Genomic DNA, 21,570 nt, shown 5'->3' with positions numbered 1-21,570 from the left:
GAAGCCAAGAAAGGAACAAAGCTCACGAATTGGGCAACAGCAGCCACATCCGTCCAGCCTGTTTCATCTTCCCCGCCAGATCGCCGGCTTCGTCGCCGAGCCCCCAGAAGTAGTCAGCGCGCACGCCGCCCTTGATCGCCGTGCCCGTATCCTGCGCGAACACCAGGCGATTCATCGGCGCATTGGTCATCGGACGCGTGGTCTGCAGGAACACCGGCGTGCCGAGCGGAATCGACGAAGGATCGACGGCAATAGACCGCTGGGGCGTCAGCGGCACACCCAGCGCGCCGATCGGGCCATCGGCGCCGCCCGACGGCGTCGGCTCATTGGACGGCATCTCGCGGAAGAACACGAAGCGCGGGTTCGTATCGAGCAACGCATCGACACGCGTCGGGTTCGCGCGAGCCCAGCCCTTGATGCCTTGCATGGTTGCCTGTGCGGGCGTGAGTTCGCCATGGTCGAGCAGCCAGCGGCCAATCGACTTGTACGGCTGGTTGTTCGTGCCGCCGAAGCCGACGCGCATCACGCTGCCGTCTTCCATCACGATGCGTCCCGAGCCCTGTACCTGCAGAAAGAAAGCCTCGATGGGGTCGTCCACCCAGACCAGTTCATTGCCGTTCAGCACGCCCGCGCGCTCGAGTTGCGCGCGCACCGGCAGAGGAGCGCCCGGACGATACGCCGAAGGCCAACCGTACAACGCGGTCTGATACACGCCATGACGCACGCGCGAACCGCGCAGCAGCGGCTCGTAGTAGCCTGTCACGAGGCCGTCCAGCGTCCCGTCGGTATTGGCGAACTGAAACGGCGTGAAGTAGGTTTCGAAGAAGGTGCGCGCGCTGGCCACGTCGAGGTCATCCAGCAGCAACGCCGCCGCGCATGCGCGCCGCCACGTCGGCTGGCTCGCGAGTCGCACGCAGTTCTGCCGCAGCGCAGCCGCCGCGCCGATCAGCGAATCGTCCTGCCAGCCAGGTACCTGTCGCCACGCAACGGCCGTCAGTCGCTGGGCGGCCATCTGTCCGGGGATGACCGCGGCGCCCGTCGGCGGCGCAACGGACGGCCGCAGCGCGCCGCCTCCCCCGCACGACGCAAGCAATACGGCAACCGACAGTGCACCCGCCCAGGCGGCGGCCCGGCGGGCAAAGCGCATACAATGATTGTTCTTGATGGAAACTGCCATGTCTGATCTGTTCGACGAATACCCGATGCTCATCTTCGCGCTGGAGTCGCTCCTCGCGCTCTTCCTGCTGATTTTCATCGTTGTGTGGACGGCGTCCGGCAAGAAGAAAGCCGCACGCCAGAAGCAGGACGCGAAACCGGTCCCGCCGCAGCAACAACCGCGTCGCTGACAGAACGCGCGCGGCACTTTCCGTTCAATGCAGCGTGCGCGGCATGCGCAAAACGAATTCCGGCACGGGCGCTTCCCAGCGCTCGCCATCCTCGGCAACGCAGAAATATTCTCCGCGCATGGTGCCGACGGGCGTCGCGATCACCGCATAGCTCGTGTATTCGAACTGCTCGCCGGGCTTCAGCAGCGGCTGATGCCCGACGACGCCCAGCCCTTTCACTTCCTGAACGCGATTTTCGCTATCCGTGATGATCCAGTGTCGCGCGATCAATTGCGCCGTTACCTGGCCGGTGTTGCGAATGCTCAGCGTATAGGCGAACGCGTACTTTCGATGCTCCGGGTCCGACTCTTCGGAGATGTATCGGACTTGGGAAGAGACGCTAAATTCGTACTGACTCATGCTGGTTCGCCTGATTCCGATAGGTGAGCAACGCGGGCTATCGACCGCGCGAGACCGTCTGCGAGCGGCTCGCGCGCTGATCGCGGCGCGCCGCAGAGGAGGCATTGATGGTTTGGCATTCTGCTTCATGCCGCGCACGCTCGCAACCGCGTCGGCCGAAAGGACAAGGCGGGGACAGGTCACAGACAGAACGTCGAGCGGCGCGGCCAGCAATGCCGCCGCTGCGTCTCGCCCAAGGCCGCAGCGCGCGTGGCGGCGCTAAAATAACGGCTTTCCGTCTCCCGCCCTCCCCACTGCCATGACCCAATTCCGCATCGCTCCCAGCATCCTGTCCGCCGATTTCGCGCGGCTCGGGGAAGAAGTCCGCAACGTTGTCGCCGCCGGCGCCGACTGGATTCACTTCGACGTGATGGACAACCACTACGTGCCGAACCTGACAATCGGCCCGCTCGTGTGCGAAGCGATCCGCCCGCACGTGCAGGTCCCGATCGACGTGCATCTGATGGTGCGCCCCGTCGACCGCATCGTGCCCGAATTCGCGAAGGCCGGCGCGAACGTGATCAGCTTTCACCCCGAAGGCTCGGATCACATCGACCGCACGCTGTCGCTGATCCGCGATCACGGCTGCAAGGCCGGCCTCGTGTTCAATCCCGCCACGCCACTGAACTACATCGATCACGTGATGGACAAGCTGGACCTGGTGCTGATCATGTCGGTGAATCCGGGCTTCGGCGGACAGTCGTTCATTCCCGAGGCGCTGAACAAGCTGCGCGAAGCGCGCGCCCGCATCGACGCCTACAAGGAAAAGACCGGCCGCGAGATTCATCTCGAAGTGGACGGCGGCGTGAAAGTCGACAATATCGCGGAAATCGCGGCCGCCGGCGCGGACACGTTCGTCGCGGGCTCGGCGATCTTCGGCAAGCCCGACTACAAGTCTGTGATCGACCAGATGCGCGGCGCGCTGGCTTCCATCGGGCGCTGACATGGACGCGACGTCCCGTTACCCTGTCCCCGTGTTCCCGGCCGGCAAGCTGCAAGCGGCCATCGTCGACCTCGACGGCACGATGGTCGATACGGCCGACGATTTCACGGCATCGCTGAACGGCATGCTCGCGCAATTCGACGCGGAAGAAACCACGCGCGAAGAAGTGATCGATTATGTCGGCAAGGGCTCCGAGCATCTGATTCGCAGCGTGCTCGCGCCGCGCTTCGAGACCGAACTGGCGCAGTCGCGATTCGACGAGGCGCTCGCGATCTACCAGGAAGAGTACGCGAAGATCAATGGTCTGCATACGCGGCTCTATCCCGATGTCGCAGCGGGCCTGATCGCGTTGCGCGAAGCGGGGCTCAAGCTCGCGTGCGTGACCAACAAGCCGCATCGCTTCGCGACGCAGCTGCTCGAACGATATGGTCTGCTGCGCTACTTCGGCGTCGTGCTGGGCGGCGACAGCGTCGCGGCGAAAAAGCCCGATCCGCTGCCGATGCTCACCGCCTGCGAAGCGCTTGGCGTCGAGCCGAAAGCGGCCGTCGCGATCGGCGATTCACAGAACGACGCGTTCGCGGGCCGCGCGGCCGGCATGGCGACGCTCACCGTCCCATACGGCTACAATCACGGCGAATCTGTTCAAACCATAAAATCCGATGGTATAGTTGCGTCGCTGTTGGGCGCCGCCAAGGCGATCGCAGCGCACAATGCAGTACAATCGGCAGCATCTAATCCCTGACTTAACCAAGTCTTCCTCATGTTTCTGAATAAAAAACGGAGTCTGAGCACGATCGACCGGGGAGCCTGGCCCTGGCGTCGCTGGTCGCGCTAACACCTCGCCTGAGGTACGCTGAAGCTCGTCTTCGGCGCCCGTTTTTTACTTCGCTGCGCTCACGCGCTTTTCCCGAACTGCCGCGATCGTTAAATCGACCGGCTTAACTTCGCTGCACCGCGTTTCAGCTAGCCGTCGCGTACCTTGCGTACTATCGTCGTGCTGTGAGGCCGTGCCACGTCGTCGGGAAAGCTCGCCGGTCTCATCACCTGTGACGAGCACATTCGACCGGTAACGCAGCCCCGCTTTGTCCGACGCCCGCCGCGGCCGGACGCACGAACAGGATCGGAACATGACCGAACTCGAATTTCAGTCCCTCGCAAACGAGGGCTTCAATCGCATCCCGCTGATCGCCGAAGCGCTGGCCGACCTCGAAACGCCGCTCTCGCTGTACCTGAAGCTCGCGCAGACCGAGCGCAACGGCGCGAATTCGTTTCTGCTGGAATCGGTGGTGGGCGGCGAGCGCTTCGGACGCTACTCGTTCATCGGCCTGCCGGCGCGCACGCTGGTCCGCACGCGCAACGGCGTGACGGAAGTGGTGAAGGACGGCAAGGTCGTCGAGACGCACGAAGGCGATCCACTCGAATTCATCCAGCAGTTCCAGAGCCGTTTCAAGGTGGCGCTGCGTCCGGGCCTGCCGCGTTTCGCGGGCGGCCTCGCCGGCTACTTCGGCTACGACGCCGTGCGCTACATCGAGAAAAAGCTCGAGCACACTGCTCCGCCCGACGATCTGAATCTGCCCGACATCCAGTTGCTGCTGACGGAAGAAGTTGCCGTCATCGACAACCTCGCGGGCAAGCTGTACCTCGTGATCTACGCCGATCCGACGACGCCCGAAGCGTACACGCGCGCGAAGCAGCGTCTGCGCGAACTGAAGCAGCGCCTGCGCACGACCGTGCAGCCGCCCGTCACGTCGTCGAGCGTGCGCACCGATATCTATCGCGAGTTCAAGAAGGACGACTATCTCGCCGCCGTGCGCAAGGCGAAAGAGTACATCGCCGCAGGCGAACTGATGCAGGTGCAGGTCGGCCAGCGCCTGACCAAGCCGTATCGCGACAACCCGCTGTCGCTGTATCGCGCGCTGCGCTCGCTGAATCCGTCGCCGTACATGTACTACTACAACTTCGGCGAGTTTCATGTGGTCGGAGCGTCGCCGGAAATTCTCGTGCGTCAGGAGAAGCGCGGCGAAGACCGGATCGTCACGATCCGTCCGCTCGCGGGCACGCGTCCGCGCGGCAACACGCCCGAGCGCGACACGGAACTCGCAACTGAACTGCTGAACGACCCGAAGGAAATCGCCGAGCACGTGATGCTGATCGACCTCGCGCGCAACGACGTGGGCCGCATCGCGCAGATCGGCTCGGTCGCCGTGACCGACAAGATGGTGATCGAAAAGTACTCGCACGTGCAGCACATCGTCAGTTCCGTCGAGGGCACGCTGAAGCCGGGCATGACCAACTTCGACGTGCTGCGCGCGACGTTCCCGGCGGGCACGCTGTCCGGCGCGCCCAAGGTGCGCGCGATGGAACTGATCGACGAACTCGAACCCGTGAAGCGCGGCCTGTACGGCGGCGCAGTCGGCTACCTGTCGTTCACGGGCGAGATGGACCTCGCGATCACGATCCGCACGGGCGTGATCGCCAACGGCAATCTGTATGTGCAGGCGGCGGCGGGCATAGTCGCAGACTCGGTGCCCGAATCCGAATGGCAAGAGACCGAGAACAAGGCGCGCGCCGTGCTGCGCGCCGCCGAGCAAGTGCAAGACGGCCTCGATAGCGACTTCTGACGGAGACTGACCATGCTGCTGATGATCGACAACTACGACTCGTTCACCTATAACCTGGTCCAGTACTTCGGCGAACTCGGCGAAGACGTGCGGACCTATCGCAACGACGAAATCACCCTCGACGAAATCGCGAAGCTCAACCCCGCGCGCATTTGTCTGTCACCGGGTCCGAGCAATCCGCAACACGCGGGCATCACGCTCGACGTGCTGCGCGAATTCTCCGGCAAGTATCCGATTCTCGGCGTGTGCCTCGGCCATCAGGCGATCGGCGAAGCGTTCGGCGGCCGCGTCGTGCGCGCGAAGACGATCATGCACGGCAAGGTGAGCCAGATCGAAACCGATTGCAAAGGCGTATTCGCCGACCTGCCGAAGCATTTCACCGTCACGCGCTATCACTCGCTCGCGATCGAGCGCGAATCGCTGCCCGATTGCCTCGAAGTGTCCGCATGGACCGACGACGGCGAAATCATGGGCGTGCGTCACAAGACGCTGCCTGTCGAAGGCGTGCAGTTCCATCCGGAATCGATCCTCTCGGAACATGGCCACGCACTGCTCGAAAATTTCGTGAAGCAGTCGAAGGCTGCCGTCCGAACCGCATAAGCAGCGCACAACAAGGAGACATCACCATGATCACGCCACAAGAAGCGCTGCAGCGCACGATCGAGCATCGCGAGATTTTCCACGACGAAATGCTGCACCTGATGCGCCTCATCATGCGCGGCGACATGTCGCCCGTGATGGCGGCCGCGATCATCACGGGACTGCGCGTCAAAAAAGAGACCATCGGCGAAATCACCGCTGCCGCGACGGTGATGCGTGAGTTCGCACGTCACGTCGACGTCGAGGACAACTCGAACTTCGTCGATATCGTCGGGACGGGCGGCGACGGATCGCACACGTTCAACATCTCGACGGCGACGATGTTCGTGTCGGCGGCAGCGGGCGCGAAAGTCGCGAAGCATGGCAATCGCGGCGTGTCGAGCAAGTCGGGCAGCGCCGACGTGCTCGAAGCGCTCGGCGTCAACATCGACCTGCAGCCGGAACAGGTGGCCGCATCGATCGCCGAGACAGGCATGGGCTTCATGTTCGCGCCGAACCATCACCCCGCGATGAAGAACATTGCGCCCGTGCGCCGCGAACTCGGCGTGCGGACCATCTTCAACATCCTCGGTCCGCTGACGAACCCCGCCGGCGCGCCGAACCAGCTGCAAGGCGTGTTTCACGCGGACCTCGTCGGCATTCAGGTTCGCGTGATGCAGCGTCTCGGCGCAAAACACGTGCTGGTCGTGTATGGTATGGACGGCATGGACGAAGTGTCACTGGGCGCAGCGACGCTCGTCGGCGAACTGCGCGACGGCGAAGTGCGCGAGTACGAGATTCACCCGGAGGACTTCGGCATGCAGATGGTGTCGAACCGGACGCTGAAAGTGGCGGACGCCAACGAATCGAAAACGCTGTTGCTCGAAGCACTCGACAACAAGCCGGGCGTCGCGCGCGAGATCGTCACGCTGAACGCGGGCACGGCGCTGTACGCGGCGAACGTCGTGGCATCGATCGCGGGCGGCATTCAACAGGCCCGCGAAGCCATCGCCAGCGGCAAGGCGCGCGCGAAGGTCGACGAACTGGTCCGCTTCACGCAGCAATTCAAGCAATGACCACGCATTAACCAGGCATTAACCAGGCATTAACCAGGCATTGGCCTGGCATTTGGCTACGCGTCAATCAGGCTTTAACGAGGCAACGGGATTCATATGAGCGACATTCTGGACCGCATCATCGACGTCAAGCGCGAAGAAGTGCGCATCGCGCAGCAAAGCGCGCCGCTCGAAGAATTGCGCCTGCAGGCGTCGACACGCGATCTGCGCGATTTCGTCGGTGCGATTCGCGCGAAGCATGAGGCCGGCCTCGCAGCCGTGATCTCCGAGGTCAAGAAAGCGAGCCCGTCGAAAGGCGTGCTGCGCGAACACTTCCTGCCCGCCGACATCGCGCGTTCGTATGCGAAGCATGGCGCGGCGTGTCTGTCCGTGCTCACCGATGTGCAGTTCTTCCAGGGCAGCGCTCAGTATCTGGAAGAGGCGCGCGCCGCATGCACGCTGCCCGTTCTGCGCAAGGACTTCATCGTCGATCCGTATCAGATCCTCGAAGCGCGCGCGATGGGCGCCGACGCAATCCTGCTGATCGTCGCCGCGCTCGAAACCTCGCAGATGCAGGATCTCGAGGCGTACGCGCATTCGCTCGGACTCGCCGTGCTCGTTGAAGTGCACGACAAGAACGAACTGATCGAAGCGCTCACGCTGAAGACGCCGCTGATCGGCGTGAACAATCGCAATCTGCGCACGTTCGAAACGTCGATCGAAACGACGCTCGGCCTGCTGGACATGATCCCGAAGGACCGTATCGTCGTGACCGAGTCAGGCATCCTGTCGCGCGCCGATGTGGAGCGAATGCGCGCGATGGACGTGAACACGTTCCTCGTCGGCGAGGCGTTCATGCGCGCCGAAGAGCCGGGCGCGGAGCTTGCGCGAATGTTCTTCTGATCCGGCAAGTTCGGGAGCGAAGCACGCGATGGGCATGGAACAGGAAATCAAGCTGTCGCTGCCGACGGATCAGGTCGGCGCGGCAACGCAATGGTTCATCCAGTGCACCCGCCGCGCGGGCCGCACGATCGCGCTGGAAAACAGCTACTTCGACACGCCGGCGCTGACGCTTGCGCGCGCAAAGAGCGCGGTGCGCGTGCGCCGCACGCCAGACGGCTGGCTGCAAACATACAAGACAGTCGGCACGTCGAAAGACGGTTTGCACGACCGGCACGAATGGGAAGTGCCCGTCAACGGCAATGCACTCGAAGTCGACGCGCTGCTCGATGCCTGCGATGACGAGCCGTCGAAAGAAGCGCTGCGCAGCGCGCGCAACGAACTGATCCCGCTTTTCAGCACCAATTTCTCGCGGACGCTGTGGCACGTGAGGATCGAGGGCGCTGACATCGAAGCGGCCATCGACCAGGGCGAAATCCGCGCGGACGTGAACGGCGAAACGCGCCGCGCGCCGATCTGCGAGATCGAACTGGAGCTGAAACACGGCGATGCGGGCGCGCTGCACGCGTTGTCGGCGGAACTGGCGAAAGCGGTTCACGGCCTGCGCCCCGATGACATCAGCAAGGCGCAGCGCGGTTATCGTCTGCGCGAAGGCGGCGGCTCGCGGTAACGCGGCTCACCGAGCGCAAGACACAAGGCAAGACGCGAACGCAGCGAAGCTTGAGCGCTCACGCGTTTGCTGCCACACTAGCCCGCCATGAATTCCGCAAAACGCTCCCCCATCCAGCCGGCGCAGCCGTCCCTGTTCGCCGACGACACCGACGCCGCGCCCTCTCCCGCAGCCGATATCCAGACGCTCGAATCGCAGTTCGACGCATTGCCGCCCGCATGGCGCGCGCACCTGAAGCCGTTCATCGACAGCGACACCTACGCGCCGCTATGCCGTTTCGTCGACGGCGAGCGTGCGGCCGGAAAGACCGTCTATCCCGCCGACGTATTCCGCGCGCTGCGCCTGACGAGTCCCGACGACGTAAAAGTCGTGATCCTCGGGCAGGACCCGTATCACGGCGAAGACCGCGGCACGCCGCAGGCGCACGGGCTCGCGTTCTCGGTGCCGCCATCGGTGCGTCCGCCGCCGTCGCTGCGCAACATCTTCAAGGAGATCGCCGCGAGCCTCGGCTATGAAACGCCCCAACACGGCTGTCTCGATGCGTGGGCCAAACAGGGCGTCCTGCTGCTCAACACGGTGCTGACCGTCGAACGCGATCGCGCTGCGAGCCACGCGAAGCGCGGCTGGGAAAAATGCACCGACACGCTGATCCACGAGCTTGCGATGCGCCACGACAACCTCGTCTTCATGCTGTGGGGCGCGCATGCGCAAGCGAAGCGCGCGCTGCTCGACGGCAAGTCGCATTGCGTGCTCGAAGCGCCGCACCCGTCGCCGCTGTCCGCGCATCGGGGGTTCCTCGGCTGCAGGCACTTCGCGCTCGCCAACGAGTTTCTCGAAGCGCACGGCCGCCCGCCTATCGACTGGCGTTTGCCGGAAAACGGCGAAGTCTTCGCCTGAGCGCGGGCCGGTTTGGAGCACCCATGAAGGGTCCCAAACAAGGCGGCCCAAAAACAAAAACGCCACGGAATCGTGTTCCGTGGCGTTTTGTTTTGCTGACACGACGCGGCCGATAACCGTATCGCGTCGACGGGCGGCTGGCGGCCGTTCAGACCGCTCAGGCTGCTGCGATCGCTTCGCGTGCGCCCGCGAGTGCCGCCGTCGCTGCGTCCGGACCCATGTTCAGGCCTTCGGCGTAGATGAAGTTCACGTCGGTCATGCCGAGGAAGCCGAGGAACGTCTTCAGGTAAGGCGTCTGCGTGTCGCCCGGCGTGCCGACGTACTTGCCGCCGCGAGCCGAAACCACGAACACCTTCTTGCCGTTCACAAGGCCTTCCGGACCGTTCGCGCCGTACTTGAACGTGATGCCAGCGCGTGCGATGAAGTCGAAGTAGGTCTTCAGTTGCGACGAGATGCCGAAGTTGTACAGCGGCGCGCCGATCACGACGATGTCGGCGGCTTGCAGTTCGGCGATCAGCGCTTCGCTGCGCGACGAAATCGCTTGCTGCTCGGCCGTGCGCTGCTCGACGGGCGTGAAGAATGCGCCGAGGATCGTGTCGTCGAGGTGCGGCAGCGCCTCTTCGTGCAGGTTGCGAACGACGACTCGCGCACCCGGGTTCGATTGTTGCAGCTTTGCCGTCAGTTCGTTGGCGAGGAGCGTCGACTGAGCGCCTTGCGAGCGAGCCGACGAGTTGATTTGCAGGATCGTGGTCATCTGTGACTCCAGTGAGAGGCGCGCTGTGTTGCGCGAGTGGAGCCATTGTGTTTTTTTACCCGACTCGGAAAAAGTACCGCGGCGGCGACGGATTGTTGCATCGATAGAACAATCCGCCGCCCTGTTTCGAGCCGGCGGCGGGGCCGGCGAGCGGTTGCGCGCCGTTATTTCCCCAGCCAGCGCTTGCGCGCCGAGCTTGCCGACGTGCGCTTGTCGTTCGGCGTGAGCTTGTAGCGCGACACGTCGGGCCCGTCGAGCCTGACCTGCGCGACGCGCAGCTCATCGCGCCGGAACGCGTGCACTTCGACTTTGGCGCTGGGCACATAGCGCGACAGCAGCGCGTCGAGATTCGAGCCCGTCACGCGCAGCCCATCGATCGCGATCAGCACGTCGCCGGCCGAAAGGCCCGCCTTCTGCGCCGCGCTGCCGTCGTGAACGGCCGCGAGCGTGCAGTCCGCGCCGTTGCGCACGCGCGCGCCGAGCGACGGCTTTGCCTTCGCGTCGACGTCCGCCTCGAGCGTCACGCCGAACGGTTCGAGCAGTGCCTCGAGCGGCAGATCGCGCGTGCCTCGCACGCCTTCGGCGAAAAGCTCGGACAGATCGGCGCCCGTCGCTTCCGCGAACAGCGCCTCGACCTCCGATTCTTCGATGCCGTTTGCCTTGCCGCGATAGAAGTCGCGTCCGTAGCGCTGCCACAGGAGGCGCATCACGTCATCGAGCGACTTGCGGTTCTGCGTTTGCGCGCGGATCGCCAGATCGAAAGCGAGCGCGACCAGTGAGCCCTTTGTGTAGTAGCTGACGATCGCGTTCGTGGCGTTCTCGTCCTGGCGGTAGTACTTGACCCATGCGTCGAACGAGCTTTCGGCGACCGTCTGCTTCAGACGCCCGCTGCCGCGCAGCACGCCGCCGATCGTCTTGCCGAGCAGCGTGAAGTAATCGGCTTCCTTGATCAGACCGCTGCGCACGAGCATCAGATCGTCGTAGTACGACGTGAAGCCCTCGAAGAGCCACAGCAGCGACGTGTAGTTTTCCTGCGTCAGGTCGTACGGCGCGAACGCGGCGGGCTTGATGCGCTTCACGTTCCACGTGTGGAAGTATTCGTGGCTGCACAGCCCCAGATACGTGCGATAGCCGTCCGTCATCTCGTCGCGGCCCACGACGGGCAAATCGGAACGGTTGCAGATCAGCGCCGTCGACGCGCGATGCTCGAGCCCGCCGTAGCCGTCGCTGACGGCCTGGGTCATGAACACGTAGCGGTCCATCGGCGCCTTTTTCGAGCGCGGCTCGAAGAGCGCGATCTGCGCTTCGCACACGCGCTTCAGATCCGCCGACAGCCGCGCCATATCCAGCCCGACGACGCGCCCCGCGATCACGATGTCGTGCGGCACGCCGTGCGCCTTGAAGGTTGCGAGTTCGAACTCGCCGAGCGTGACGGGGTGATCGATCAGCTCGTCGTAGTTCTGCGCGGTGTACTCGCCGAAGCCGTAGCGCTTCGTGCCGCGCGCTTCCGTCAGCGCCGTCGCGACCCGCCAGCTGCGGAACTGCGGGCCCGCCGGTTTCTGGATGTCGACGACGCACCGCGCGTCCTCGAAACCGAGCGGCGACAAAAACACACTCGTTCCGTTGAAAAAGCCCGTCGTGTCGTCCAGATGCGCGGCCCGCACCGACATGTCCCACGCGTACACCTCGTAGCGCAGCGTCAGCGCGCCCTTTACTGGGGCGGCCTGCCACGCGTGCTTGTCGGTCTTTTCGATGCGCACCTTGCGGCCCGCATCGTTGAAGGCGCGCAGCGTGGCGATGTTGCGCGCGAACTCGCGGACCATATAGCTGCCCGGAATCCAGACGGGCAGCATGAAGCGCTGGCCCGACGGATCGGGTTCGGCGATGGTGACGGTGACTTCGAAAATATGGGCGGCGGGGTGCTTCGGAACGATGGTGTAGCGGATCGGCTTCATCGGCGCTCGTGTGTGAATACTTGGGAAGGGATTCGGAAGGCTTCAAACGGGCAGCGATCGTGCTGCATGGGATTGGAGGCGCCGCGCGCCTCCTTGTTCAGACAGATTCGGACTGACGATGCGCGTCGTTCAGCGCGCCGCCGACAACGCCTTGTCCAGTTCCTCCGCAGGCACGGCGCCCGGCAGACGGCGGCCGTCGGCGAGGAAGATGGTCGGCGTGCCGCTCACGTTCATCGATTGGCCGAGCTTCAGATTCTTGTCGATGGCTGCCGTATCGCAGGTGCCCGGCGCGGTCGGCGCGCGGCGATCCTGCATCCACGCTTCCCAGGCCTTCGCGCGGTCGGCGGAACACCAGATCGACTTCGACTTCACCGTCGAGTCCGGCGACAGAACCGGGTACAGGAACGTGTAGACGGTGATGTTATCCATCGACTTCAGCGTCGATTCGAGTTGCTTGCAGTACGGGCAGTTCGGATCGGAGAACACGGCAATCTTGCGGCTGCCGTTGCCCTTCACCACCTTCACGGCGTCGCCGAACGGCAGGCTCGCGAAGTCGATGCGGTTGATCTCCGCCAGACGCGCCTCCGTCAGGTTCTTGCGGGACTTCGCGTCGACCATCTCGCCGAGCAGCAGATAATCGCCCGTCGCGTCGCTATAGATGATTTGCGAGCCGAGGTTCACTTCGTACAGACCCGCGATCGGCGATTTCGTCACGCTCTTGATCGACGCTTCGGCAAGGCGCGATTGCAGCGTTGCCTTGAGCTTGTCGGTGGTCTGGTCGGCCTGCGCGGAACAGCCAAGTGCGGCCGTCACGACGGCCAGCGCCAGCGCGGCGATGCGGATACGTTGCTTCATGCTGCTACTCCTGATTCGATTTTGGCGCCGAAGTTTGCGGCCTTCTGCCGTCTGCGGCGCCCATGTTTATGTTTCGCCCGTGTTCCCGATCGTGCGTTCGACGCACCGGGAGCCGCGTAACGGATGGTATGCCTCGCGGCCCGTCCTGTCAGACATCCGCCCTCCCGATTGAGGGCGCAACGTCCATGCCCGGCGTTTCAACCCAGCGCCGCCGACACCAGCCAGCGTTTGACCAGCGGCTGCCCGCCGACGAACGCCATCCCCGTATTGCGGGCCGCGCGCGCGATGTTGCCCGGCAGAGAGAACAGCCGCTGAAGGCCGTCGGTGGCGATGGTCAGCGCGCGGATGTCTTCGCTGCGCGAGCGTTCGTAGCGGCGCAGCAGCACCGTGTCGCCGAGATCGCGGAACGCCTCTTTCTTCGCGATCACGTCCACCAGCGACGCCACGTCGCGCAAGCCCAGGTTCATCCCCTGACCGGCGAGCGGATGGATCAGATGCGCGGCATCGCCGACAAGCGCCACGCGCGGCGCAACCAGCCGGTCGACCGTTTGCAGCGCGAGCGGAAAACCTTGTGCAGGCGTCACGCATTCGAGCTTGCCGAGCGCGCCCATCGTCGCGCGTTCGACTTCCGCCGCGAGCTGCGCCGGATCGAGCCTGATGAGCGTGTTCGCATGATCGGTCAGCGCCGACCAGACGAGCGACACATGGCCGTCGGGCAGCGGCAGCAGCGCGATGATCTCGCCGTCGCGAAACCACTGATACGCGGCCTCGCCGTGCGGACGCTCGGCCTTGAAGTTCGCGACGACACCCGTCTGCCTGTAGTCGCGCCGGTTCGTCTTCGAGCCGATCTGCGCGCGTACCCACGAATGCGCGCCGTCCGCACCCACGACGAGATCCGCTTCGAGCACGTTGCCGTTCGCGAGGCCAATCGTCGCGCCGCCCGTTTTTACGTCGAGCCCTTGCGCGCGCGTATCGAGCCACGTGAGATTGGGCTGAAAGCGCAGCGCAGCGTCGAGCGCATGTTCGATCAGCGACGATTCCGCAATCCACGCAAGCTGCGGCACCGAGGCCTGAAACGCCGAGAAATGCAATTCGGCGTGCGCGTCGCCATAGACGCGCATGTCGTAGACGGGCGAGAGCCGCGATGCGTCGAGCGCCTGCCACACGCGCAGACGCTCGAGCAGCGCCTGCGAACTCGCGGACAACGCGTAGATGCGCGAGTCGAACACGGCATCGCCGGGCAGCGGCTGGCAATGCTGCGCGAGCAGCGCGACGCGCAGCCCGCATTGCGTGAGCGCCAGCGCCGCCGTCTTGCCGACGAGCCCGCCGCCGATCACGGCGACGTCGAAGGATGAGTGGTGAGCGTTCATCCGCGCATTATAGCTGCGAGGGGTGTCGGGGACGGACGGGCGGGACCGCGCTGCCGCCGCGTTTGCGCCTTCGTAGATCGATGGTTGATGCATGTCGGGCGCAGGCGGGATCGACTGATCGGAATGCGCGCTGCGGCGCTCGCATGGCGCGGCGGACGCCGCGGTTCTTCCGCTGCCGCAAACGCGCCGCCCGACAGGGTTACAATTGCGGTTTTCGGTTATCCGGCACGCCGCCGCGCTTTTGCCGCGCGGCCGGTGCTATACGACAAGTACGGACGAGTCCGCCCGTGCCGCGCCATCCGGCGCCAGCGGACCTTCGGGCCGCGGCCGCAGAGCGCCGCCGCGCGGAGCCCATGCGGAAATTCCGCCCGTTCGCCGAAGCCCGTCACCACCTGATTTGTAGAGAACCTCATGAGCCTCCAATGCGGCATCGTCGGCCTGCCTAACGTCGGCAAGTCCACCCTGTTCAACGCGCTGACCAAGGCGGGCATCGCCGCCGAAAACTATCCGTTCTGCACGATCGAGCCGAACGTCGGCGTGGTCGAAGTGCCGGACGCTCGTCTGAAGGCGCTCGCGGAAATCGTCAAGCCGGAACGCATCCTGCCCGCCGTCGTGGAATTCGTCGATATCGCCGGCCTCGTCGCCGGCGCGAGCAAGGGTGAAGGCCTCGGCAACCAGTTCCTTGCGAACATCCGCGAAACCGACGCGATCACGCATGTCGTGCGCTGCTTCGAAGACGATAACGTGATTCACGTCGCGGGCAAGATCGACCCGGTGTCGGATATCGAAGTGATCAACACGGAGCTCGCGCTCGCCGATCTGGCGACGGTCGAAAAGGCGCTCACGCGCTACGCAAAGGCCGCGAAGTCGGGCAACGACAAGGAAGCGGTGAAGCTCGCCGCCGTGCTGGAAAAGGTTCGCGCGCAACTGGACCAGGCGAAGCCGGTTCGCGGGCTCGATCTGACGGACGAAGAGCGTCTGCTGATCAAGCCGTTTTGCCTGATCACGGCCAAGCCGGCCATGTACGTGGCGAACGTGAAGGAAGACGGCTTCAAGAACAACCCCCATCTGGATGCCGTGTGCAAGTACGCTGAAACGGAAAAGGCGCCCGTTGTCGCCGTGTGCGCGGCAATCGAAGCCGAAATCGCCGATCTCGCCGACGAAGACAAGGAAGTGTTCCTCGCCGACATGGGCATGCACGAGCCGGGTCTGAACCGGGTGATTCGCGCCGGCTTCAAGCTGCTCGGCCTGCAGACGTACTTCACGGCGGGCGTGAAGGAAGTGCGCGCGTGGACGATCCATGTCGGCGACACGGCACCGCAAGCCGCGGGCGCGATTCATACGGACTTCGAACGCGGCTTCATCCGTGCGCAGACCATCGGTTTCGACGACTTCATCACGTACAAGGGCGAGCAAGGCGCGAAGGAAGCGGGCAAGATGCGCGCTGAAGGAAAGGAGTACGTCGTGCATGATGGCGACGTGATGAATTTTCTGTTCAACGTCTGACGAAGAATTGTCAAATGCATCTCGCCGCATGACCGCGAGATGCCAGACGCAAGAAAAGCCGCGCATCGACGCGGCTTTTTTTCGCCCTCGTTGTGCGAACACCGATCGGTGCTTCGGGTAATCGCGCTTTCTCGCACCATTCTTCGATGTTAAATTGCCCCTTCGACACACGACCTGGCACTTAGAAAAATCACCGACGCTTTCCTGTCATCGACCATAACTAAAATCGCGCACCGCACAACGCGCGTTCGATGCGCTGTAGGGCATGGGACCTGAGTAAGGTGCTCTGCATGGGGCTGGAGTAAGTGCTAAAGCACTAACTCCAACCGACAACTAAAGCACTAACTCCGGTCGACCGCTCTGCATGGGACCAGAGTAAGGCGCTAAAGCGCCAACTCTGGTCGACACACAAGGAGACTCTCGATGCAAAGCAAGCCGCTGTTCCGTTCGCTGTCCGTCGCGGCCGTTCTGGCTTTGGGCGTTCATCAAGGCGCACATGCCGCCACTGAAATCCAGTTCTGGCACGCAATGGAAGCCGCGCTCGGCGAACGCCTGAACGCGATTGCCAACGACTTCAATGCATCGCAGAGCGATTACAAGATCGTCCCCGTCTTCAAGGGCACCTACGACCAGACGCTTGCCGCCGGCATCGCCGCGTATCGCAGCGGCAATGCGCCCGCGATCCTGCAGGTCTACGAGGTCGGCACGGCAACGATGATGCAGGCGAAGAAAGCCGTCGTCCCCGTATCCGACGTGTTCAAGCAGGCAGGCATGACGCTCGACGAGAAAGCCTTCGTGCCGACCATCGCCAGCTATTACAGCGATTCGAAAACAGGCCATCTGATTTCGATGCCCTTCAACAGTTCGACGCCCGTCCTCTACTACAACAAGGACGCCTTCAAGAAAGCCGGCCTCGATCCGAACGCGCCGCCCAAAACCTGGGCCGAAGTCGAACAGGATGCGCAGAAGCTGAAGGCAGCGGGACTGTCGTGCGGCTATTCGTCGGGGTGGCAAAGCTGGATTCAGCTCGAGAACTACAGCGCGTGGCACGGCGCGCCGTTCGCGACGGAAAACAACGGCTTCGACGGCGCCGATGCGCAACTCGAATTCAACAAGCCGCTGCAGATCGCCCACATCGCGTTCATGCAGAAGATGGCCAAGGAAGGCACGTTCACCTACGCAGGCCGCAAGGACGAACCCGTATCGAAGTTCTATAGCGGCGACTGCGGGATCATCACGAATTCGTCCGGCTCGCTGGCGACGATCCGCAAGTACGCAAAGTTCAATTTCGGCACGGGCATGATGCCGTACGACACGAACGTGAAGGGCGCGCCGCAAAACGCGATCATCGGCGGGGCGAGCCTGTGGGTGCTGTCGGGCAAGGACCCGGCCGTCTACAAGGGCGTCGCGAAGTTCCTGGCCTACCTCAGCTCGCCGCCCGTCGCCGCGAAATGGCATCAGGACACAGGATATCTGCCCGTCACGACGGCCGCTTATCAGCTGACGCAGCAGCAAGGCTTCTACGAGAAGAACCCGGGCAGCGACACGGCCATCAAGCAGATGCTCAACAAGCCGCCGCTGCCGTTCACGAAGGGCCTGCGTCTGGGCAACATGCCGCAGATCCGCACGATCATCGACGAAGAACTCGAACAGGTCTGGGCCGACAAGAAGACGCCCAAAGATGCGCTCGATTCGTCGGTGTCGCGCGGCGACGATCTGCTGCGCCGCTTCGAGAAAGCGGGCAGCTGATCAGCACGAGAGGCGCGCTTTCGTTCGCTGCATGAAGTCGAGTAAAGCAACGAAGCACGCCTGATTCGCTCACCGTTGGGAAGGACGTCGATGGACAAGCGCTCCCGCTTCGGCACCAGCTTCCTGCCTTATCTGCTCGTCGCGCCGCAGCTCGCGATCACGCTGCTGTTCTTCCTGATGCCCGCGGGCGAAGCGCTCTGGCAATCGACGCAAACTCAGGACGCGTTCGGCACGTCGAGCGAATTCGTCGGGCTCGGCAATTTCAGGCAGTTGTTCGCCGATCCGCTGTATCTGTCGTCGTTCGAAACGACACTGATCTTCTGCGCGCTCGTCACCGTTTCGGGGCTCGCGATCTCGCTGCTGCTCGCCGCCTGCGCCGACCGCGTGACGCGCGGCGCAAAAGCCTATCAGACGCTCCTGATCTGGCCGTACGCCGTCGCGCCCGCGATTGCGGCCGTGCTGTGGTCGTTCCTGTTCAACCCGAGCATCGGTCTCGTGACCTTCGCGCTCGGCAGGGCGGGCATCGTCTGGAATCACGCGCTCAATCCCGGTCAGGCGATGTTCCTCGTCGTGCTCGCATCGGTGTGGAAACAGGTCAGCTACAACTTTCTGTTCTTCTACGCCGGCCTTCAGGCGATTCCGCGCTCGCTGATCGAAGCGGCCGCGATCGACGGCGCCGGTCCCGTGCGGCGCTTCTTCGGCGTCGCGCTGCCGCTGCTTTCGCCCACGACGTTCTTTCTGCTCGTCGTCAATCTCGTCTACGCGTTCTTCGATACCTTCCCGGTCATCGATGCCGCGACAGCCGGCGGCCCCGCGCAGTCCACGCGCACGCTGATCTACAAGATCTTCGCCGAAGGCTTCCAGGGACTCGACATCGGCAGCTCGGGCGCGCAATCGGTCGTGCTGATGGTGATCGTCGTCGGGCTGACTGTCGTGCAGTTCCGCTTCATCGAGCGGAGGGTTCAATACTCATGATCGAGAATCGCCGCGGCTTCGACCTCTTCTGCCACGCCGTGCTGATCGTCGGCGTGCTGCTGGTCGTGTTTCCCGTCTATGTCGCGTTCTGCGCGGCGACGATGAGCGAGCGCGAAGTGTTCAGCGTGCCGCTTTCGCTGGTGCCAGGCACGCATCTGTTCGAGAACGTCGCGAACATCTGGACGCACGGCACGGGCAACGCCGCGAGCCCGTTCGGCGCGATGCTGCTCAACAGTCTCGTGATGGCTCTCGTGATCGCGATCGGCAAGATCGCCGTGTCGATCGTCTCGGCGTTCGCGATCGTGTTCTTCCGCTTTCCGGGCCGCAGCGCCGCGTTCTGGCTGATCTTCGTCACGCTGATGCTGCCCGTAGAAGTGCGCATCTTTCCCACCGTGCAAGTCGTGTCGTCGATGCATCTGAGCAACACGTACGCCGGGCTCACGCTGCCGCTGATCGCCTCCGCCACCGCGACGTTTCTGTTCCGCCAGTTCTTCCTCACGCTGCCCGACGAGCTGATCGAAGCCGCGCGCATCGACGGCGCAGGTCCGCTGCGCTTCTTCTGGGACGTCGTGCTGCCGCTCTCGAAGACGAATCTCGCGGCGCTCTTCGTCATCACATTCATCTACGGCTGGAATCAGTATCTCTGGCCCATCCTGATCACGAGTCAGCAGTCGCTGACGACGGCCGTGGTAGGCATCAAGAGCATGATCGCTTCCGGCGACACGGCGACCGAATGGCATCTCGTGATGGCCGCGACGCTGCTCGCGATGCTGCCGCCGCTCGTCGTCGTGCTGGCGATGCAGCGCTGGTTCGTGCGCGGCCTCATTGATGCTGAAAAATGAGGCTGAAAAATGAGGCTGAAAATGAGGCCGAAAAATGAATGCTGAAAAAAGAGGCTGAAAGATGAGGCCGAAAGACGGGTGCTGAAAACAAGGATAAGAAATCATGTCTGCACTGACGCTGAAAGGGGTGAAGAAATCGTACGACGGCAAGCAGAACGTCCTGCACGGCATCAACGCCGACGTGCGCGACGGCGAATTCGTCGTGATGGTCGGGCCATCGGGGTGCGGCAAGTCGACGTTGCTGCGCATGGTCGCGGGCCTCGAAGCGGTCACCGAAGGTGAAATCGCGATCGACGGCAAGGTCGTCAACGATCTCGAACCGAAAGACCGCAACATCGCGATGGTGTTTCAGAACTACGCGCTCTATCCGCACATGACGGTCGCGGAAAACATGGGCTACGCGCTGAAGATTGCCGGGCTGCCGAAATCGAAGATCGAAGCGCGCGTGCTGACGGCCGCAAAGATTCTCGAACTCGAACCGCTGCTGTCGAGAAAGCCGCGCGAGCTGTCGGGCGGCCAGAGGCAGCGCGTCGCGATGGGCCGCGCGATCGTGCGCGAGCCGGCCGTGTTTCTGTTCGACGAGCCGCTGTCGAATCTCGACGCGCGGCTGCGCGTGCAGATGCGGCTCGAAATCCAGCGCCTGCATGGTCGGCTCAAGACGACGAGCCTGTACGTGACGCACGATCAGATCGAAGCAATGACGCTCGCACAGCGCGTGATCGTGATGAATCGCGGCCACGCGGAGCAGATCGGCGCGCCGACGGAAGTCTACGAGCGGCCCGCGACGATTTTCGTCGCGGGCTTCATCGGCTCGCCGGGGATGAATCTGCTGAACGGCCGGATCGCCGACGACGGCGCCTCGTTCGAAGTCGCAGGAGAAGGACGGAAGCTACCGCTTGCGGACGTGCCGTGCATCGGCCGCGAAGTGGTGGTGGGCCGCGTGTGCGTTCTCGGCATCCGGCCCGAACACATGACACCCGGGCAGCCCGGCACGCCGGCTGCGCCGCTCGCCGTCGACTCGTGCGAACTGCTCGGTGCGGACAATCTTGCGCATGGGCGCTGGGCGCAGCACGACGTCACCGTGCGGTTGCCGCATGGGCACCGGCCGAGTGCCGGTGAAGTGCTTCAAGTCGCGCTGCCCGCGCAGCATCTTCACTTCTTTGATGAGGAAGATGGCAGGCGGTTGAATTGAGGTTTTTTTCGTCTGCGACGCTGTTTGTCTTTTGCTCTTTCGCTGGCATTCAGCGATTGCGTGGGTATTTCAGCGTGCCGCTGGCATCCGCGTTGGCGTGGGTATTTCAGCGTGCCGCTGGCATCCGCGTTGGCGCCTCGCGGCGCAGGCGTTGCCCCTGTGCGGGGCGGCACCTACTCTTCTTTGCCGCGGCAAAGAAGAGTAGGCAGAAGAAAGCCGCTCACACCGCCAGTGCTTGACGTTTACCCACGGGCTCTCAACGGCCCCATATTTCTTGCGGAAGTGTGCTGGCTTGCGTTCGTTGCCAACGCTCCGGCCAAACGCCTCACCCACTTCATGCACATGTGGCACGGCCAAGGGTATCAAATGTTTCGGAGCCGCATGTCGGTAGTGAATGTGGGTTGTTGTGTCGTACAGGGTAACGCTCTCACCTGCAGCCGTATCGCGTAGCGCGGGTTTCCTGTGCGTCGCGAACGCCTACACACAGTTTGCCGCAAAGAGGCGCCGGATATTCGATGTCGCGAGCCGTAATTCGGGTGAGCGAGCAGGTGAGGCGTCTAGGTAGTGCGTTGGCAACGGATATGGGTCATGTGTGCTGCCGGCTGAAGAACGGGGACGTTGAGAGCCCGTGGGTAGAGGTCAAGCATTGGCGGTGTGAGCGGCTTTCTTCTGCCTACTCTTCTTTGCCGCGGCAAAGAAGAGTAGGTGCCGCCCCGCACAGGGGCAACGCCCGCGCCGCGAGGCGCTAACGCGGATGCCAGCGAAGGGCGAAGCAAGCCAACGCATTGCGGATGCCAGCGGCACGCTGAAATAGCCACGCAATCGCGGATGCCACCGCAAAGGCAAAAACGCCAAAACAAAAGCCGTTGCAAACAAAGGCAAGTGCCGCCCCGCACAGGGGCAACGCCCGAGCCGGGAGGCGC

The 21,570-nt window shown here is 63.6% G+C and carries 20 protein-coding genes; 14 read left to right on the top strand and 6 right to left on the bottom strand.

Going from position 1 to position 21,570, the window contains the following annotated elements:
* Nucleotides 1-22: 22 nt before the first annotated feature.
* Nucleotides 23-1,255: a murein transglycosylase A gene (locus tag AB4Y32_RS37555; protein WP_368726125.1), complete on the bottom strand. Its 1,233-nt coding sequence runs from the start codon at nucleotides 1,253-1,255 to the stop codon at nucleotides 23-25.
* Here AB4Y32_RS37555 and AB4Y32_RS37550 point away from each other — a divergent pair.
* Nucleotides 1,176-1,346, top strand: a complete 171-nt coding sequence (locus tag AB4Y32_RS37550; RefSeq protein ID WP_342937595.1) for a hypothetical protein — start codon at nucleotides 1,176-1,178, stop codon at nucleotides 1,344-1,346. The genes AB4Y32_RS37555 and AB4Y32_RS37550 overlap by 80 nt on opposite strands.
* A 24-nt stretch (nucleotides 1,347-1,370) precedes the next feature.
* On the opposite strand, the gene apaG is transcribed toward AB4Y32_RS37550, so the two are convergent.
* Nucleotides 1,371-1,745, bottom strand: a complete 375-nt coding sequence (gene apaG / locus AB4Y32_RS37545) for a Co2+/Mg2+ efflux protein ApaG (protein WP_087732412.1) — start codon at nucleotides 1,743-1,745, stop codon at nucleotides 1,371-1,373.
* 298 nt (nucleotides 1,746-2,043) lie between these two features.
* Here apaG and rpe point away from each other — a divergent pair, with 298 nt between their 5' ends.
* The 8 genes from rpe to AB4Y32_RS37505 all read left to right on the top strand — a co-directional run bounded on the left by rpe (nucleotide 2,044) and on the right by AB4Y32_RS37505 (nucleotide 9,449).
* Nucleotides 2,044-2,727: a ribulose-phosphate 3-epimerase gene (rpe, locus tag AB4Y32_RS37540; RefSeq protein ID WP_368726124.1), complete on the top strand. Its 684-nt coding sequence runs from the start codon at nucleotides 2,044-2,046 to the stop codon at nucleotides 2,725-2,727.
* Between the two features lies 1 nt (nucleotide 2,728).
* Entirely contained in the window at nucleotides 2,729-3,469 is a 741-nt protein-coding gene (locus AB4Y32_RS37535; protein WP_368726123.1) for a phosphoglycolate phosphatase, read from the top strand.
* Between the two features lie 385 nt (nucleotides 3,470-3,854).
* Nucleotides 3,855-5,348 carry an anthranilate synthase component I gene (trpE, locus tag AB4Y32_RS37530; RefSeq protein ID WP_368726122.1) on the top strand — a complete coding sequence of 498 codons (1,494 nt, stop codon included), beginning with the start codon at nucleotides 3,855-3,857 and terminating at the stop codon, nucleotides 5,346-5,348.
* Nucleotides 5,349-5,360: 12 nt separating this feature from the next.
* Entirely contained in the window at nucleotides 5,361-5,948 is a 588-nt protein-coding gene (locus AB4Y32_RS37525) for an aminodeoxychorismate/anthranilate synthase component II (protein ID WP_368726121.1), read from the top strand.
* Nucleotides 5,949-5,974: 26 nt separating this feature from the next.
* On the top strand, nucleotides 5,975-7,003 hold the full coding sequence (gene trpD, locus AB4Y32_RS37520; RefSeq protein ID WP_368726120.1) for an anthranilate phosphoribosyltransferase: 1,029 nt from the start codon (nucleotides 5,975-5,977) through the stop codon (nucleotides 7,001-7,003).
* A 96-nt stretch (nucleotides 7,004-7,099) separates the two neighbouring features.
* Nucleotides 7,100-7,885, top strand: coding sequence for an indole-3-glycerol phosphate synthase TrpC (gene trpC / locus AB4Y32_RS37515; RefSeq protein WP_368726119.1), 786 nt, complete (start codon nucleotides 7,100-7,102; stop codon nucleotides 7,883-7,885).
* A 28-nt stretch (nucleotides 7,886-7,913) separates the two neighbouring features.
* Complete coding sequence (locus tag AB4Y32_RS37510) at nucleotides 7,914-8,552, top strand: CYTH domain-containing protein (RefSeq protein ID WP_368726118.1); 639 nt, start codon at nucleotides 7,914-7,916, stop codon at nucleotides 8,550-8,552.
* A gap of 87 nt (nucleotides 8,553-8,639) precedes the next feature.
* Nucleotides 8,640-9,449: a uracil-DNA glycosylase gene (locus AB4Y32_RS37505; protein ID WP_368726117.1), complete on the top strand. Its 810-nt coding sequence runs from the start codon at nucleotides 8,640-8,642 to the stop codon at nucleotides 9,447-9,449.
* Nucleotides 9,450-9,606: 157 nt separating this feature from the next.
* On the opposite strand, the gene AB4Y32_RS37500 is transcribed toward AB4Y32_RS37505, so the two are convergent.
* From AB4Y32_RS37500 to AB4Y32_RS37485, 4 genes are all read right to left on the bottom strand, one after another.
* Nucleotides 9,607-10,203 (bottom strand): FMN-dependent NADH-azoreductase, encoded by a 597-nt coding sequence (locus AB4Y32_RS37500; RefSeq protein WP_368726116.1) that lies wholly within the window; start codon nucleotides 10,201-10,203, stop codon nucleotides 9,607-9,609.
* Between the two features lie 164 nt (nucleotides 10,204-10,367).
* A complete protein-coding gene (locus AB4Y32_RS37495) occupies nucleotides 10,368-12,158 on the bottom strand; it encodes a M61 family metallopeptidase (protein WP_368726115.1) in 1,791 nt (596 codons plus the stop codon).
* A gap of 129 nt (nucleotides 12,159-12,287) precedes the next feature.
* Nucleotides 12,288-13,013, bottom strand: a complete 726-nt coding sequence (locus tag AB4Y32_RS37490) for a DsbC family protein (RefSeq protein ID WP_368726114.1) — start codon at nucleotides 13,011-13,013, stop codon at nucleotides 12,288-12,290.
* A gap of 197 nt (nucleotides 13,014-13,210) precedes the next feature.
* Nucleotides 13,211-14,383, bottom strand: coding sequence for a UbiH/UbiF family hydroxylase (locus AB4Y32_RS37485; RefSeq protein WP_368726113.1), 1,173 nt, complete (start codon nucleotides 14,381-14,383; stop codon nucleotides 13,211-13,213).
* 411 nt (nucleotides 14,384-14,794) lie between these two features.
* Here AB4Y32_RS37485 and ychF point away from each other — a divergent pair, with 411 nt between their 5' ends.
* The 5 genes from ychF (at nucleotide 14,795) to AB4Y32_RS37460 (ending at nucleotide 20,647) form a co-directional block, all read left to right on the top strand.
* Nucleotides 14,795-15,889 (top strand): redox-regulated ATPase YchF, encoded by a 1,095-nt coding sequence (gene ychF / locus AB4Y32_RS37480; protein ID WP_368726112.1) that lies wholly within the window; start codon nucleotides 14,795-14,797, stop codon nucleotides 15,887-15,889.
* 423 nt (nucleotides 15,890-16,312) lie between these two features.
* On the top strand, nucleotides 16,313-17,638 hold the full coding sequence (gene ugpB / locus AB4Y32_RS37475) for a sn-glycerol-3-phosphate ABC transporter substrate-binding protein UgpB (RefSeq protein WP_368726111.1): 1,326 nt from the start codon (nucleotides 16,313-16,315) through the stop codon (nucleotides 17,636-17,638).
* Nucleotides 17,639-17,728: 90 nt separating this feature from the next.
* Complete coding sequence (ugpA, locus tag AB4Y32_RS37470; protein ID WP_368726110.1) at nucleotides 17,729-18,613, top strand: sn-glycerol-3-phosphate ABC transporter permease UgpA; 885 nt, start codon at nucleotides 17,729-17,731, stop codon at nucleotides 18,611-18,613.
* Nucleotides 18,610-19,455 (top strand): sn-glycerol-3-phosphate ABC transporter permease UgpE, encoded by an 846-nt coding sequence (gene ugpE / locus AB4Y32_RS37465; protein ID WP_368726109.1) that lies wholly within the window; start codon nucleotides 18,610-18,612, stop codon nucleotides 19,453-19,455. The genes ugpA and ugpE overlap by 4 nt, the downstream gene beginning before the upstream one ends.
* A gap of 103 nt (nucleotides 19,456-19,558) precedes the next feature.
* Nucleotides 19,559-20,647 carry a sn-glycerol-3-phosphate import ATP-binding protein UgpC gene (locus AB4Y32_RS37460; RefSeq protein WP_368726108.1) on the top strand — a complete coding sequence of 363 codons (1,089 nt, stop codon included), beginning with the start codon at nucleotides 19,559-19,561 and terminating at the stop codon, nucleotides 20,645-20,647.
* The last annotated feature ends 923 nt before the right edge of the window (nucleotides 20,648-21,570 follow it).

It is taken from the genome of Paraburkholderia phymatum (assembly GCF_040965635.1).
GTDB lineage: Bacteria > Pseudomonadota > Gammaproteobacteria > Burkholderiales > Burkholderiaceae > Paraburkholderia > Paraburkholderia phymatum_B.
Note: the sequence above shows the minus strand (reverse complement) of the source record. Positions and strands in the feature narration are given on the sequence as shown.